Origin of the sequence: Sphaerisporangium fuscum, assembly GCF_018531465.1 — a bacterium.
Classification (GTDB): domain Bacteria; phylum Actinomycetota; class Actinomycetes; order Streptosporangiales; family Streptosporangiaceae; genus Sphaerisporangium; species Sphaerisporangium fuscum.
The window spans coordinates 254,911-268,473 of the sequence record NZ_JAHDTF010000005.1 but is presented as its reverse complement, the minus strand read 5'-3'; the positions used below and the strand labels follow the sequence as shown (position 1 = coordinate 268,473).

10 protein-coding genes are annotated in these 13,563 nt (G+C 73.4%); 6 read left to right on the top strand and 4 right to left on the bottom strand.

Going from position 1 to position 13,563, the window contains the following annotated elements:
• The first annotated feature begins 52 nt into the window (after window positions 1-52).
• Window positions 53-1,471, top strand: coding sequence for a dihydrolipoyl dehydrogenase family protein (locus KIK05_RS08610; protein ID WP_214410043.1), 1,419 nt, complete (start codon window positions 53-55; stop codon window positions 1,469-1,471).
• Window positions 1,472-1,514: 43 nt separating this feature from the next.
• Here the strand turns inward: KIK05_RS08610 and KIK05_RS08605 are convergent, their stop codons facing one another.
• Window positions 1,515-5,360 (bottom strand): S8 family peptidase, encoded by a 3,846-nt coding sequence (locus KIK05_RS08605; protein ID WP_214410042.1) that lies wholly within the window; start codon window positions 5,358-5,360, stop codon window positions 1,515-1,517.
• Window positions 5,361-5,504: 144 nt separating this feature from the next.
• Here KIK05_RS08605 and KIK05_RS08600 point away from each other — a divergent pair, with 144 nt between their 5' ends.
• The 3 genes from KIK05_RS08600 to KIK05_RS08590 all read left to right on the top strand — a co-directional run bounded on the left by KIK05_RS08600 (window position 5,505) and on the right by KIK05_RS08590 (window position 8,285).
• Window positions 5,505-6,557: a helix-turn-helix transcriptional regulator gene (locus tag KIK05_RS08600; RefSeq protein ID WP_214410041.1), complete on the top strand. Its 1,053-nt coding sequence runs from the start codon at window positions 5,505-5,507 to the stop codon at window positions 6,555-6,557.
• A 296-nt stretch (window positions 6,558-6,853) separates the two neighbouring features.
• Window positions 6,854-7,393 carry a CPBP family intramembrane glutamic endopeptidase gene (locus KIK05_RS48790; protein ID WP_308249821.1) on the top strand — a complete coding sequence of 180 codons (540 nt, stop codon included), beginning with the start codon at window positions 6,854-6,856 and terminating at the stop codon, window positions 7,391-7,393.
• Between the two features lie 79 nt (window positions 7,394-7,472).
• Window positions 7,473-8,285, top strand: coding sequence for a polysaccharide deacetylase family protein (locus tag KIK05_RS08590; protein ID WP_214410040.1), 813 nt, complete (start codon window positions 7,473-7,475; stop codon window positions 8,283-8,285).
• A gap of 4 nt (window positions 8,286-8,289) precedes the next feature.
• Here KIK05_RS08590 and KIK05_RS08585 read toward each other — a convergent pair whose 3' ends face one another.
• On the bottom strand, window positions 8,290-8,646 hold the full coding sequence (locus tag KIK05_RS08585) for a nucleotide pyrophosphohydrolase (RefSeq protein WP_308249820.1): 357 nt from the start codon (window positions 8,644-8,646) through the stop codon (window positions 8,290-8,292).
• A 169-nt stretch (window positions 8,647-8,815) separates the two neighbouring features.
• Between KIK05_RS08585 and KIK05_RS08580 the strand changes: the two genes are divergently transcribed.
• Window positions 8,816-9,499 (top strand): HNH endonuclease family protein, encoded by a 684-nt coding sequence (locus KIK05_RS08580; protein WP_250562428.1) that lies wholly within the window; start codon window positions 8,816-8,818, stop codon window positions 9,497-9,499.
• Between the two features lie 122 nt (window positions 9,500-9,621).
• Here KIK05_RS08580 and KIK05_RS08575 read toward each other — a convergent pair whose 3' ends face one another.
• Complete coding sequence (locus KIK05_RS08575; protein WP_214410037.1) at window positions 9,622-9,942, bottom strand: hypothetical protein; 321 nt, start codon at window positions 9,940-9,942, stop codon at window positions 9,622-9,624.
• 334 nt (window positions 9,943-10,276) lie between these two features.
• Between KIK05_RS08575 and KIK05_RS08570 the strand changes: the two genes are divergently transcribed.
• Entirely contained in the window at window positions 10,277-12,508 is a 2,232-nt protein-coding gene (locus tag KIK05_RS08570; protein WP_214410036.1) for a molybdopterin-dependent oxidoreductase, read from the top strand.
• Here KIK05_RS08570 and KIK05_RS08565 read toward each other — a convergent pair.
• On the bottom strand, window positions 12,487-13,494 hold the full coding sequence (locus KIK05_RS08565) for an anti-sigma factor RsbA family regulatory protein (protein ID WP_214410035.1): 1,008 nt from the start codon (window positions 13,492-13,494) through the stop codon (window positions 12,487-12,489). The two genes, KIK05_RS08570 and KIK05_RS08565, sit on opposite strands and share 22 nt — an antisense overlap.
• Window positions 13,495-13,563: the final 69 nt, after the last annotated feature.

Genomic DNA, 13,563 nt, shown 5'->3' with positions numbered 1-13,563 from the left:
GGGAAGGACTGCGTCAGTGACATGACCTGCGAAAACGGGGGTGCAGGTGCCCATGGACGACGACGTGTTCGACGTGATCGTGATCGGTGCGGGGCCGGTCGGGGAGACCGCCGCCGGTCGCGCCGTACGGGGCGGCCTCACGGCCGCCGTCGTGGAGGAGCGCCTGGCGGGCGGTGAGTGCGCCTACTACGCGTGCATCCCCAGCAAGGCGCTGCTGCGGCCGGTGGGCCTGGCGGGCGAGGTGCGCCGGGTGCCGGGACTGGAGCTGCGCGGACCGATCGACGCCGCCAAGGTGCTGGCCCGCCGCGACGAGGCGGTGTCCCACCTCGACGACGACGGCCAGGTGCGCTGGATCGAGAACCTCCCGGCGACGTTCGTCCGCGGCCGGGGACGCCTGGCCGGCCCTCTGCGGGTGGACGTGGCGACGCCGGACGGCGGCACGCGGGCGCTGCGCGCCAGGCACGCCGTCGTCGTGGCGACCGGCAGCGACCCCTTGATCCCCGGCGTCCCCGGGCTGCGGGAGGCGTCCCCGTGGACGAACCGCGAGGCGACCGGCGTCCAGCAGGTGCCGAAGCGGCTGGTGGTGATCGGCGGCGGGGCCGTCGCGTGCGAGATGGCCCAGGCGCTACACGCCCTCGGCGCCCTGGAGACGACCGTGCTCGTGCGCGGCGACCGCCTGCTCGCCCGGTTCGAGCCGTTCGCCGGCGAGCTGCTGGCCAGGTCGTTCCGCGAGTCGGGCATCGACCTGCGTTTCGGCCGCTCGCCCGTCGCCGTCGAGCGCCCGCTACCGGACGGCCCGGTCACCGTCCGCACCGACGACGGCGCCGAGATCGAGGCGGACGAGATCATGGTCGGCACCGGCCGCCGCCCGGCGGTGGGCGACATCGGCCTGGAGACGGCCGGCCTGGACACCCACGGCCCGATCGAGGTGGACGCGAGCATGCGGGCCACCGGTGTCCCGGACGGGTGGCTCTACGCCGTCGGCGACGTCAACGGGCTCAACCTGCTCACCCACATGGGCAAATACCAGGCCCGGGTGTGCGGCGACGTGATCGCCGCCCGCGCGCGGGGATTGCCCGACGACCGGCCGTCGATGCGCGACACCGCCGACCACCAGGGCGCCCCCCAGGTCATCTTCACCGATCCGCAGGTCTGGGCGGTCGGCCGGACCGAGGCCCAGGCGCGTTCCGGCGGCTTCCGGGTGCGCGCCGTGGAGTACGACATCGGCGCGGTCGCCGGTGCCTACCTCCAGGGCGAGGACTACACCGGCAGGGCCGAACTCGTCGTCGACGAGGACCGCCGCGTCCTCCTCGGCGCCACCTTCGCCGGGCCCGGGGTCGTCGACCACCTCCACGCGGCCACCGTCGCGGTGACCGGAGAGGTCCCCCTCGACCGGCTGTGGCACGCGGTCCCGGCGTTCCCGACCGTGAGCGAGGTGTGGCTCCGCCTCCTGGAGGAATACGGCCTGTGACGGCCGCCGCGATCAGGCGGCGACGGCCGTCACCCGGGCGGTCTCACCTCGTGGCGTAGGCGCGGATCACCTCCTGCTGGAGCGTGGCGCCGCGCTCGTCGGCCGCGTGCAGGCGGAGCGAGACGAAGCCGTTCCGCGCGGAGGGCCGGTCGAGGGAGGCCTTGTAGGCGTTCGTGCCGGTGGAGGTCAGCCGCCGCACCGGCCGCCAGGTGGCGCCGTCGTCGTACGACACCTCCAGCGAGACGTCCTTCACCCTGCTCTCCTCCGCGCCCTGCTGGTGGTACAGCTTCAGGCCGATGGACGACGGGTCGCCCGTGTTCCCGGCGTCCAGCGCCACGTCGTAGTCGGCGAGCAGCAGCGGGATCACCGTCTTCCCGCCCTCCGCGGTGCGCCGCGAGGAGAACGTCCACACCGCGCTCGTCCTGGTGGAGAGCCTGGCCCACGCCGCCTTGTTCTCGACGTCGAACTCGATGCGGTATCCCGCTTCCTCGGCCGGGAGCAGGACGCTGCCGCTCGGCAGGTACTTGGTCTCGGTGAGCAGCCTGTCGCCCTGGTACAGCTTGAAGTCGGTGCGCAGCCCCTGGTCGTAGGAGTTGGAGTACGCCGAGGCGAAGTTGCGGGCCGGGTCCACGAAGCCCTGCATCGAGACCCGCAGCACGTCACCCTCCCGGCGCAGCGGGTTTCGCGGGTTGACGCCGGGCACCATGGGCTGCCGCAGCCAGGAGCGGTGCGCCGTGCCGGCGGCCGTGTAGGTGTGGAACTCCGGGTCCAGGAACTGCAGGTGCGGCGTCTCCGGACGCGGCCAGGCGTAGTTGTACGGCGCCTCGGGCGTGGTCACGCCGTTGTTCCACCGCACCTCCGGGTCCGGCATGACGTAGGTCACCTGGGTGCGCGGGGTCCGTGCGACCGGCCGGTTCGTCGTGATCGAGTAGGTGTCCCACGGCTCGAAGGCGTAGCGGGCCTCGTCCACCGTGGCCTCGCCCGCGATCTGGCCGCGGAAGTCGGTCTCCTCCTTGACCAGCGAGCGGGTCCGCGCCACGTACGACAGCTCGTCCGGCACCCGTCCCCGCTCGCGCAGCAGCAGGTCGTACTGGTAGGGGCTCGCCACGGTGCCCGTGGTCAGGACGGGCACCGGGACGCGCCGCACCATCCCCAGCAGCTTCTCGCCCTCCTCACCGGACAGCCGTACCGTCGGGACGGTGAGCTTGGCGGCCGGTCCGCCCGGCGAGGGGTCGACGCCGCGGCGGTCGTTGTAGATCGCCACCATCGCGGCCCCCGCGGCGGCGGCGTTGCCGGACTGGGTGGCGACGGGGATGTCGTCGCTGCGCCGGATCAGGGCGAGCCTGCCGCGCAGGTTCCTCCCCTTGAGGTCCTCGGGCCTGCCGAGCCCGGCGTCGGCGGCGAGCAGGAGCTTCACCCCGTCCAGGCGCGGGAAGTCGGTCGAGTAGTCGCTGAACCACTTCGGGTCGTAGTACTCGGGGTTCAGCTCGGTGCCGAGGGCGTTCATCGTGACGGCCGGCGCGTCGAGCAGCCAGCGGCTGGACACCGCGAACGTGCCCTTGGTGACGCGCCTGGTCGGCTGCACGAACAGCCGCTCCTCGATCTGCGACCCCGGGCCGATGTACGTGCCGCCCCGCAGCACCGCGTCACCCTGCGCCGGGGCGCGGTACCACATGAGGCTCGCCGCGGCCCCGAGGTTGCGCTTGGTGCGGTGGTCCGGGGTCTGGATCTTCACTTCGACGGCCTTACGGGCGTCCAGCACGACCTCGGTGTCCTTGGTGATCCGGATCTCCGGGTCACCGGTGAGGCTCTCGTTGAGCGGCGTCCCGGCCGCCGTGGAGTCCTGCCAGGCGGGCATGGTGAAGATGTGGCCGAGGACCGAGTAGGTGCCGGGCGGTACGAGCAGGCAGGTCCCCGTGCCGTACTTCTCCTCCGAGCACGGCTGGTCGGCGTCCCCGGGCAGCACCCGGCCGACGAGCGTGCCCCTGTCCAGGTCGAGCACGGTGAACCCGCCCCGGGCCGCGCGGCCGTCCCTGGCGATGCCCCGCACCCGCAGCCGGACGCGCGGCTCCTCCACGTCGCCGGTCAGCAGGGTGCGGACGTTCACGCCCTGCGGCGTCGTCGCGACCAGTTCCTCGCGCAGCACGCCTTCCGGGGCCTTCGCCGCGTCGAGGGCGACGGTCGCCTCGGCCGTGCCCCCGGCCGGCACCGTGAGGGTGGCGGGCGACACGGCGAACGTGTCGCCGCTCCTCAGGGCGAGTTGGACCGGAGAGCCGCCGAGGTTGCGGTAGGTCAGCTTGCGGACGGCCGGGTCACCGGGGGAGGAGGTGACCCGGCCGAAGTCCAGGGATCCGGCGGAGGCCGCCACCGGGTCGGCGAGGGCGGCGGCGACGTCCACGCGTCCGGCGCCCTGCTGGTCGACGGTGGTGTCGTCCTGGCGCTCGGCCGAGCCCATCAGCACGGCCTTCAGCTCGCCGGCCCGGATGCCCGGCCGCGCCTGCCGCAGCAGCGCGGCGGCCCCGGCGACGTGCGGGGTCGCCATGGAGGTGCCCGACAGCTTGGTGTAGGACGCGTCGACCGGCTCGCCGAGGGAGGTGCCGCTCGCCCGCGCGGCCACGATGCCGACGCCGGGCGCGGTCACGTCGGGCTTGACGGAGAAGTCGGCGGCGGGACCCCGGCTGGAGAAGTCGGCGAGCCGGTCCGAGCCGTCCACCGCGCCCACGGTCAGCGCCGAGGCGGCGTCGCCCGGGCTCCCCACGCACGCGTCGCAGCCGCGGTTGCCGGCCGCGACGACGAACAGGGCGCCGTACCGCCGCGTCAGCTCGTCCACCGCCTCGGTGAGCGGGCCGCCGGGCTCGGGGCCGCCGAGGCTCATGTTGACGATGTCGGCGTGCTTGTCGGCGACCGCCCATTCCATGCCGTCGATGATCCCGGACAGGCTGCCCGATCCGTCCGCGTCGAGGACCCGGCCGTTGAGCAGCTTGGCGCCGGGCGCGACGCCCTTCAGCCGTCCTCCGGAGGCCGCGCCGCTGCCCGCGATGGTGTCGGCGACGTGCGTCCCGTGGCCGTGGTGGTCGCGCACGTCGTTCTCGCCGGTGAAGTCGCGGGCGTCCACGACCTTTCCGGCGAGGTCGGGGTGGGCGGCGTCGATCCCGCTGTCCAGGACGGCGACCGTCGTGCCCGAGCCGTCGTACCCCGCGGCCCACGCGGCGGGGGCGGAGATCTGCGGGACGCTGTGGTCCAGGACGGCCGTCACCTTGCGGTCCAGCCAGATCTTGTCCACCCCGGCGAGCGGGCCGGCGGCCGCCCTGTTCCCGCCGCGCGCCAGCTCGGCCAGGGCCGCGCCGAGCCGCGCGGCCTGCTTCTTGTCGGCCGACGCCCCGGCGCCGCCGATGCTCTCCAGGCGGCGCGTGACCTGCGTGGCCGGGACGGCGGGGGCCGCCGCCAGGGTCGCCGGGCCGGTGTAGGTGAGGATCAGCGGCACGCTGCCGCTGGCCGCGTCGGCGTCGCCCTCCTTGATCAGGGTGGTCACGTTGAACAGCGCCGGGTCCAGGCGGCGGGGGACGAGGCCGGCGACGTCGTCGGGGACGACGGTGAGCCCGGCCGTGGTCTCCAGCACCTGGAAGCTCGGCACCGATCCGTCCGCGCGGGGCGCGGGGGTGACCGTGGCCGCCTGGTGGCCGTCTCCGAGGTCCGTCACGTGGACGCGGTCGCCGGTCAGCAGGGTGACGTCGGCAGGTCCTGTGCTCGCGGCTCCGAACGGTTCGGGCGCGGCGGGCGTATTGGAACCGTTTACGGCGGAATTCTGGACCTCCGCCGCCGCCGACGCGGCGGGCCCGATGCCGCACCCCGCCGCCACGGCGACGACCGCCGCCACCCATCGACGCATCAACGGACCTCCGGAATCCGAGAACTAGATCAACCGAATTCCTAACGGGGTCCAAAGACGCTGTCCATGCTTTCCCGGCGGCTAGATAACGACTTGTCGCAAACCCGCCATACGGTCAGATGCCTTGCCCGTAATGTGTGATCCGTGCTCGACTCGCCCGGCAAGGCGCCCCAGCGGAGCGCCGCCGATCTCGCCGACCGCCGGCTGCTCGACGGGCTCGGCGTCACCTCCGCCGAAGAAGGGGCCTACCGGGCGCTGCTGCGTCACGGACCGGCCACCCTCGCCGAACTCGCCGCCGAAGCCGGCACCTCGGCCGCCGGGCTCCGGCGGATGCTCCCCCGGCTCGAAGACCTCGGCCTGGTCACCCGCCTCGCGGGCCGCCCCCTCCGGCTCATCGCCACGCCGCCGCACTTCGCGGTGGACGCCCTCGCCGCGCGCCGCCAGGAGGAGATCGCCCACAGCAGGGCGGCCGCCGCCCTGCTCGCCGCCGAGGTGGCCGAGCGCACCGGGCCGCAGCCCGAGGAGGTGCTCGAGGTCGTCATCGGGCAGGAGGCCGTCGCCCGGCGCTTCCTCCAGATCCAGCGCAACGCCGTCGAGGAGATGCTCGTGCTGGTGCATCCGCCGTACGCCGTCGACGTCACCCAGGTCCAGGACGAACAGCAGCGCGCACTGCGGCGCCGGGCCAGGACGCGCGGCATCTACGGCCCGCGCGCCTTCGAAAGGCCCGGCATGTTCGAGCACACCCGCCAGGCCATCGCCGAGGGCGAGCAGGCTCGGCTGGGGCACGTCCCGGTGAAGCTCGCCATCGCCGACGGCCGCACGGCCATCCTGCCGCTCGTCTCGGAGGAGGACCGGGCGGTGGAGAGCGCCCTCATCGTCCATCCCTCGGCCCTCCTGGACGCGCTGGTCGGCCTGTTCGAGGTGCTGTGGCGCGCGGCGACGCCGCTGCGCCCGGCGGAGCCCCCGCCGTCCGCGCCCGCCGACCTGCCGGACTTCTCCGGCGCGCCGCCTGAGGAGTTCGACGCCGACGTCCTGGCGCTGCTGGCGACAGGGATGAAGGACGACGCCATCGCGCGGCAGCTCGACGTCAGCCTGCGCACGGTGCAGCGGCGCGTCAGGCACCTGAGCGAACAGCTCGGCGCGCGCACCCGCTTCCAGGCGGGCCTGTTCGCCGCCCGCCGCAACCTCCTCGGCTGAGCCGGCGGCTGACGGCGGGCACACGGGCGCCGGTCTAGTCTGCCGGGCATGCGCGACTCCCTGCCGCCCCCGGTGACCGGCGCCACGGCGTTCACCCCGCGGCTCGTCCGGGCCGAGATCATCGCCGTCTTCGCGGTGTCGCTCGGCGCCAGCGCCCTCCAGTCGCTGGTCTCCCTCATCGGCTCGCTCACCGCGCCGAAGGCCCTCCAAGGTCAGCACGCCGTCCTGGTCGGCACGATGGCCCCGGCCGGCCGTGGTACGACCTCACGCTCCAACTGGTCGCGATCGCCGTCACCGTGGCGCCCGTCGGCCTGGTCGCCTACCTGCTCGCGCGGTCGGGAGAGTCGACGCGCACGATCGGCGTGGACCGCACCCAGCCCGGCCGCGACCTGCTCCGCGGGGCCGTGCTCGCCGCGGTGGTCGGCGGTACGGGCCTGGCGTTCTACCTCGCCGCCTACCGCGCCGGCGTCAACCTGGACGTCGTGCCGGACCGGCTCCCCGACACCTGGTGGCGGGTTCCGGTCCTGCTCCTCGCCGCCCTGCAGAACGGCGTGCTCGAAGAGGTGATCGTCAGCGGCTATCTGCTCCACCGGCTGGCCGGGCTCGGCGTACGGCCGTGGCGCGCGGTGGCGGTCTCGGCGCTGCTGCGCGGGTCGTACCACCTGTACCAGGGGTTCGGCGGGTTCGTCGGCAACCTGGCGATGGGCGTGCTGTTCGGCCGTCTCTACCAGAGGTGGGGACGCGCGATGCCGCTCGTGGTCGCGCACACGCTCATCGACGCCGTCGCCTTCGTGGGGTACGGCGTGCTGCGCGGACGGGTGTCGTGGTTGCCATGACCGACTTAGACCCGCATGGTTACCCAGATCGCTCCTGTCGGTCAGGACCATCTTTGTGGACGCTGGGTAGCGTGAGATCATGGAGGAGAGCGAGGTCGGACGGCGCCGAGTTCTGTGGGCTCTGGCAGGTTTGACGCTTTCGTCCCTGGTGGCGGGTGATGCCATCCGGACGTCCTCCTCGACGTCGGTCGCATCCTCGCCACACGCGCCGGGCGCCCTTCACCGGCCGCCCGCGGGCTCGTCCCACCGGCACGCCCCGCCCGGCTGGACACCCAAGGGGCTCAAGGCGCGCCGCCAGCCCGTGCACAGCCTGCGCGACCTCGCCCCGGCGGCCCCGGGGAACGCCGTCGCGCTCACCATCGACGACGGGCCCCACCCCGAGTGGACGCCGAAGATGCTCGACCTGCTGGCCGAGCACGAGGTGCTGGCGACGTTCTCGCTCATCGGCTGGCAGGTGCAGCGGTTCCCCAAGCTGGCCGAGCGCATCGTCCGGGCCGGCCACCAACTGTGCAACCACACCATGCACCACCCGATGCCGTTCGACCGGCTGTCCCCCCGGCGCGTCACCGCCGAGATAGCCGACGCGCAGCACCGCATCTCCGACACCACCGGCGTCGCCCCCCGGCTCTTCCGGTCGCCCGGCGGCGCCTGGTCGCGCCAGGTGGTGCACACCGCGGACGAGCACGGCATGATCCCCGTCGACTGGGACATCGACCCGCGCGACTGGTCGCGGCCGGGGACACGGCACATCGCCGACAGCATGCTGGCGTGTCGGCCGGGCGCCATCCTGCTGTGCCACGACGGCGGGGGCGACCGTTCGGAGACGCTGAAGGCGCTGCGCACCGTCATCCCCCGCCTGAAGCACCGCGGGCTGTCCTTCGTCTCGCTCTGAAGTCTCAGGGGGCGAGCGGGGGTGCCTTGCGGGCCGAGCCGCGGTAGTGGTCGGCGTCGTAGCGGCGTTCGTTCTCCTCCAGCTTGGCGTGGGCGGCGGCGAGCAGGTCGACGCCGAGCACGTCGGCCAGCCGGACCAGGTAGTTGGTGACGTCGGCGAGCTCCGACCGCACCCGGCCGAGCGTCTCGTCGTCCAGGGCCGCGGCCTCCGCGGGCGTCAGCCACTGGAACTCGGCGACCAGCTCGCCGACCTCCCCGGCCAGGGCCATGGCGAGGTTCTTCGGGGTGTGGAACTGCTCCCAGTCGCGCTCGCGGGCGAACTCCCGCAGCCGGGCGGCCAGCTCATCCAACCGGGTCGTCACGTCTCCCGACCCTACCGGTGGGGGCGCTTCTCGGGAGTCGCCGGTGTCAACCACGCCCGTCATGGGGATCATCAAAGGGAGTCTTGGCCCACGCATTGCCTTAGGGGAGGCGACGCTGAGCGCACGCGCGACGATCGCCGCGGTGGCGGTAGGCGTTCTCCTCGTTTCCTTGGCCGCGCGCGGCGGCACGCACGCGCCGTCCAGCCCTGTGGCCGAGCGGGCGCACGCGGTGAACCCTCTGCGCAACCCGACCGGCACCAGGCCCGGACTCGTGCCCATCACCGCGCACGCCGACAGGGCGGCGGCGGTGCGGCTCATCAAGCAGGTGCGGGTCGGCGTCCAAGGGTCCAAACGGGGTTACACGCGGCTGCGGTTCGGCGAGAACTGGGCCGACAGCGCGAGAGGCGTCCCGTACGCCCGCAACGGCTGCCGTACCCGCGACGACCTGCTGGCACGGGACGGCGAGGAGCTCCAGTACCGCCACGGCTCCCGCTGCGTGGTGGTGTCGATGAAGCTCCACGACCCCTACACGGGCCGGACCATCCAGTGGCGCAAGCGCGACTCCGCCCGGGTCCAGGTCGACCACGTGGTCCCGCTGTCGTACGAGTGGCGCATGGGCGCCTGGCGGTGGCCGAAGGCCAAGCGGGTGCGCATCGCCAACGACCCGCTCAACCTGATCCCCGTCTACGGCCCGGCCAACGAGGCCAAGGGCGGCGCGGGCCCCGCCTCCTGGCTCCCGCCCGCGCGCAAGGTGCGCTGCGCGTACGTCGCCCGCTTCGCCCAGGTGGCGGTGAAGTACGACCTGCCCGTCACCAGGGCCGACAAGGCGGCCATGCTCGCCCAGTGCCGCTGAGCGTGCCCGGGGGCAGGCCGAAGCCGCGACACCGTCCACGGTGCCGCGGTGAGATGGAGAGATGAGCCGGGGCGCGGCGGCGACCGGGGGCGGGCCGCCACACCTGCGCCGGACGGCGCGGCTCAGCCGTTGGCGGTGACCGGCTGCCGGTGAACGGGCCCCGGGTGCGCCCCCATCGGAGGAGCGTTCACGGGCGCCTGCTCGGGACGCGGCGCCTCCTGGGCGGGGGCCATCTGCTGCGGGGCGCCTCCGCTCATACGCCGCACGGCTTCCTCAAGCTCCTGGACACTGTCCCCCTCGGCGAGCTGGGCACCGGCCGTGGTGGCCGCCCGCGGTACGGCCCAGAACCGCTTGGTGTGCTCGCCGTACCACACCATCCATCCGGGCAACCGTGCCGCCAGCTCGCGTGCCGCGGTCTTGCCTTCGGTGACCTCGTTCGTCATAACGACCTTCTTCCCGTGGCCCAGCCCTGACACCGGACGGACGCACGTCCTCGGTCCGAGGGCCGCCTGGCGCGGCGACTCCTCGGCGGACCTGCCCCCTTCCGGACGGGCTGGATTGGGCCGGCTCGAATTCGACCGCACTGCCCGTTATCTAGCCCTCAAAACCCCCGGCCTCCCACCGTACGTGACAAAAGCTCCCACCGTACCTGAGGATCAAGATATTTGTGACGAAACTCGCTCTACCCGTATCCGCCCCCAGACTCCTCGTCTCCGGGTTCCCGGGCTCCCGCGTGCCTGCTCATCATGGGTCCAGCCGACGATCTCAGGAGCGCCGATGAGAACCGTGCACCGGACCTGTCCCCTCTGCGACGCCGTCTGCGGGCTGCGGCTCACGCTCGACGACGACGGGCACGTCACCTCGGTCAAGGGCGACCCGGACGACCCGTTCTCCAAGGGCTACATCTGTCCGAAAGGGGCCAGCCTCGGCGCCCTGGACGAGGACCCGGACCGGTTGCGCGTCCCCATGATCCGCGAGGGCGACCAGTGGCGCCAGGTCACCTGGGAGGAGGCCTTCGAGGCCGTCGACCGGGGCCTGTCGGGCGTGATCGAGGCCCACGGCCGTGAGTCGCTGGGCGCCTACTTCGGCAACCCGACCTTCCACACCATGGCCGGCCCCCTGTACAGAGGCCCGCTCAGCCAGGCGCTCGGCACCCGCAACATCTTCTCCGCCAGCACCATCGACCAGATGCCCAAGCACGTCGCCTGCGGCTACATGCTCGGCGACCCGATCGCCATCTCGGTGCCCGACCTCGACCGCACCGGCTACCTCCTGGTGCTCGGCGCCAACCCCGCCGAGTCGAACGGCTCCCTGTGCGCCGCCCCCGACTTCCCCGGACGGCTGAAGGCGCTGCGCGCACGCGGCGGCAGGCTGGTGGTGGTCGACCCGCGCCGCACCCGCACGGCCGCCCTGGCCGACGAGCACGTCTTCATCAGGCCCGGCACCGACGCGTTCCTGCTGTTCGGCATCGTCCACACGCTGCTGGCCGAGGACCTCGCCGGCATCGACGTCGAGGTGGCCGGCCTGGACGACCTGCGGCGCCTGGCCGCCGACTTCACCCCGCAGGCGGTGGAGCGGGTGTGCGGAGTGCCGGCCGAGGCGATCGTACGGCTGGCGCGCGAGCTGGCGGCGGCGGAGACGGCGGCGGTGTACTCCCGCATCGGCGCCTGCACGCAGGAGTTCGGCACCGCCGCGCAGTGGCTGGTCGACGTGGTCAACATCCTGACCGGCAACTTCGACCGTCCCGGCGGGGTGATGTTCACCAGGACGGCCTGCGTCGAGCTCGGCCGCTCACCCGAGCCGTACAGCACGGGACGGTGGCACAGCCGCGTCCGCGGGATGCCGGAGTCGCTCGGCGAGCTGCCGGTCGCCACGCTCGCCGACGAGATCGAGACCCCCGGCGAGGGGCAGATCAGGGCCCTGGTCGTGGTCGCGGGCAACCCCGTGATCTCGGCCCCGGACGGCCCCCGGCTCGACCGCGCCCTCCAGAAGCTCGACTTCATGGTCTGCGTCGACCCCTATCTCAACGAGACCACCCGGCGCGCGCACGTCATCCTGCCGCCGCCGCGCATCCTGCAGATGCCGCACTACGACTTCCTGCTGCTGTCGGTCACCGTGCGCAACTACGCCAGGTTCTCCCCGCCGATCCTGCCGCTCGCGCCCGGGCAGCTCTCGGAGGCCGAGATCATGGCGAAGCTGACGCTGATCGCCTCGGGCCAGGGGCCGGACGCCGACCCCTCCGCGCTCGACGAGATGATCCTGGGGCAGATACTCGGCTGGGCCACCCAGACGCCCGGCTCCCCGGTCGAGGGCCGGGACGTGGCGGAGGTGCGCGCCTCCCTGGAGGGCGACTCCGGCCCCGAGCTCATGCTGGACGCCATGCTCAGGCTCGGTCCGTACGGCCTGTCGCTGGCCGACCTGCGGGCCAACCCGCACGGCCTCGACCTGGGCCCGCACGAGCCCCGCCTGCCCGAGTTGCTGAACACCGCCTCGGGCCGCGTCGAGCTGGCGCCGCCGAGGCTCGCCGAGGAGGCCGCGCGGCTGCGCGAACGGCTCGCCGCCCCCGCGCCCGACATGGTGCTGATCGGGCGGCGCCAGCTGCGCTCGCTCAACAGCTGGCTGCACAACGTCCCCAACCTGGTCGGCGGCAGCAACCGGTGCACCCTGCACGTCCACCCGGACGACGTCGCGCGGCTCGGCCTCGGCGACCAGGCGGTCGTGCGGTCGGCCGCCGGCGAGCTGGTCGTCCCGGTCGAGCCCACCGAGGCGATCATGCCGGGGGTGGTGAGCCTGCCGCACGGCTGGGGGCACGCCGGAACGGCCCAGCGGGTGGCGTCGACCGACGCGCCCGGCGTCAACGCCAACACGCTGACCGACGCGTCGGTGGTCGACGTGCCGTCCGGGAACGCCGTCTTCAACGGGGTGCCCGTCACCCTCGGCCCTGTGGTCCCGGCGGCGCCCGGCGACTCACTCGGCGATGAGGTCGCCTACACGCCCGCGGCCACCTGACCTTCGCCCCCGCCGGGCCCGTCCGGGCACGCCGGGAGGCCGAAGTGCACCCGGATGCTCGTGCCGGACGGGCGGTGGTGGAGGCGTACCAGGTCGGCGAGCTCGTTGACGATGAGCAGCCCCCGCCCCCGCGTGGCGCTGTCGGTGGGCGGGACACGGCCGGCGAGCGGGTCGGTGATGCGGCCGAAGTCGTCCAGCTGGCAGACGAACGAGCCGTTCTCGACCCACGCCGTGATCATGCCCGGCTCGTCGGTGTACTCGGCGGTGTTGGTGGCGAGCTCGTTCACCGCGACCAGCACCTCCTCCAGACGCTGGTCGCGCAGGCCGGCGGCGGTCGCGTGCTCGGCGACGAAGGCCCGCACCGCCGGCAGGGCGATCGTGCCGCGGAAGGTGTACGGCGCGGCGTCGCGCGGCGGGTCGGGGAGCGGCAGGTCGAACATCGCGGCCGTCTCCACCGGGTCGCGGTACGCCGGGCTGGCCCAGGTGGCGTTCACGTCACCGACGAGAGGGTGGGTGCGCGCGGCGTCGGCGAGGGCCCGCGCGGCGAGCGCCGAGGCGTCGTACGGGCACAGGATGCTCGCCTCACGACCGGCGAAGGCCGCGTTGATCAATGCCTCGTGGACCACGCACGCGGGGTACTCGATGTCGTCGCGCCCCGCCCAGATCGGCTCGCCGATGATCCACACGCGGCGGCCCGGGTTGGCCCCCGCGAAGGCGAGGAGCACGGAGGGGATGATGCGGCCGGGGTTGCGGCCGTCACGGGCCATGTCCTTGAACGTGACGGTGGCGGCGCCGGCGCCCAGCCGCCCGCGGATCAGCTCACCGTTGCGGCCCGGTACGGCGACGAGCGCGGGATCACCGGCGTCGAGCGCCTGCTCGACGAACTCCGCACACGCTGCGGCGTATTCGCCCACGTCGCGATAGAAAAGTCCGATGTGCCGGAACGGGTCCACTCCGTTGGGGGTGCCCTCTGGTGCTGAAGTCATGCCACGGCTTCCGTATGTACCCTCGCCGCCGAGCTTCAGCAGCTTTCGCAGGATAGGACAACCGCTCGT

Bases quoted from the DNA above. Each gene is read 5' to 3' on its own strand.
- KIK05_RS08590 (WP_214410040.1), top strand. From the start codon at position 7,473: ATGGAGGAGAGCGAGGTCGGACGGCGCCGAGTTCTGTGGGCTCTGGCA.
- KIK05_RS08570 (WP_214410036.1), top strand. From the start codon at position 10,277: ATGAGAACCGTGCACCGGACCTGTCCCCTCTGCGACGCCGTCTGCGGG.
- KIK05_RS08565 (WP_214410035.1), bottom strand. From the start codon at position 13,494: ATGACTTCAGCACCAGAGGGCACCCCCAACGGAGTGGACCCGTTCCGG.
- KIK05_RS08610 (WP_214410043.1), top strand. From the start codon at position 53: ATGGACGACGACGTGTTCGACGTGATCGTGATCGGTGCGGGGCCGGTC.
- KIK05_RS08605 (WP_214410042.1), bottom strand. From the start codon at position 5,360: ATGCGTCGATGGGTGGCGGCGGTCGTCGCCGTGGCGGCGGGGTGCGGC.
- KIK05_RS08575 (WP_214410037.1), bottom strand. From the start codon at position 9,942: ATGACGAACGAGGTCACCGAAGGCAAGACCGCGGCACGCGAGCTGGCG.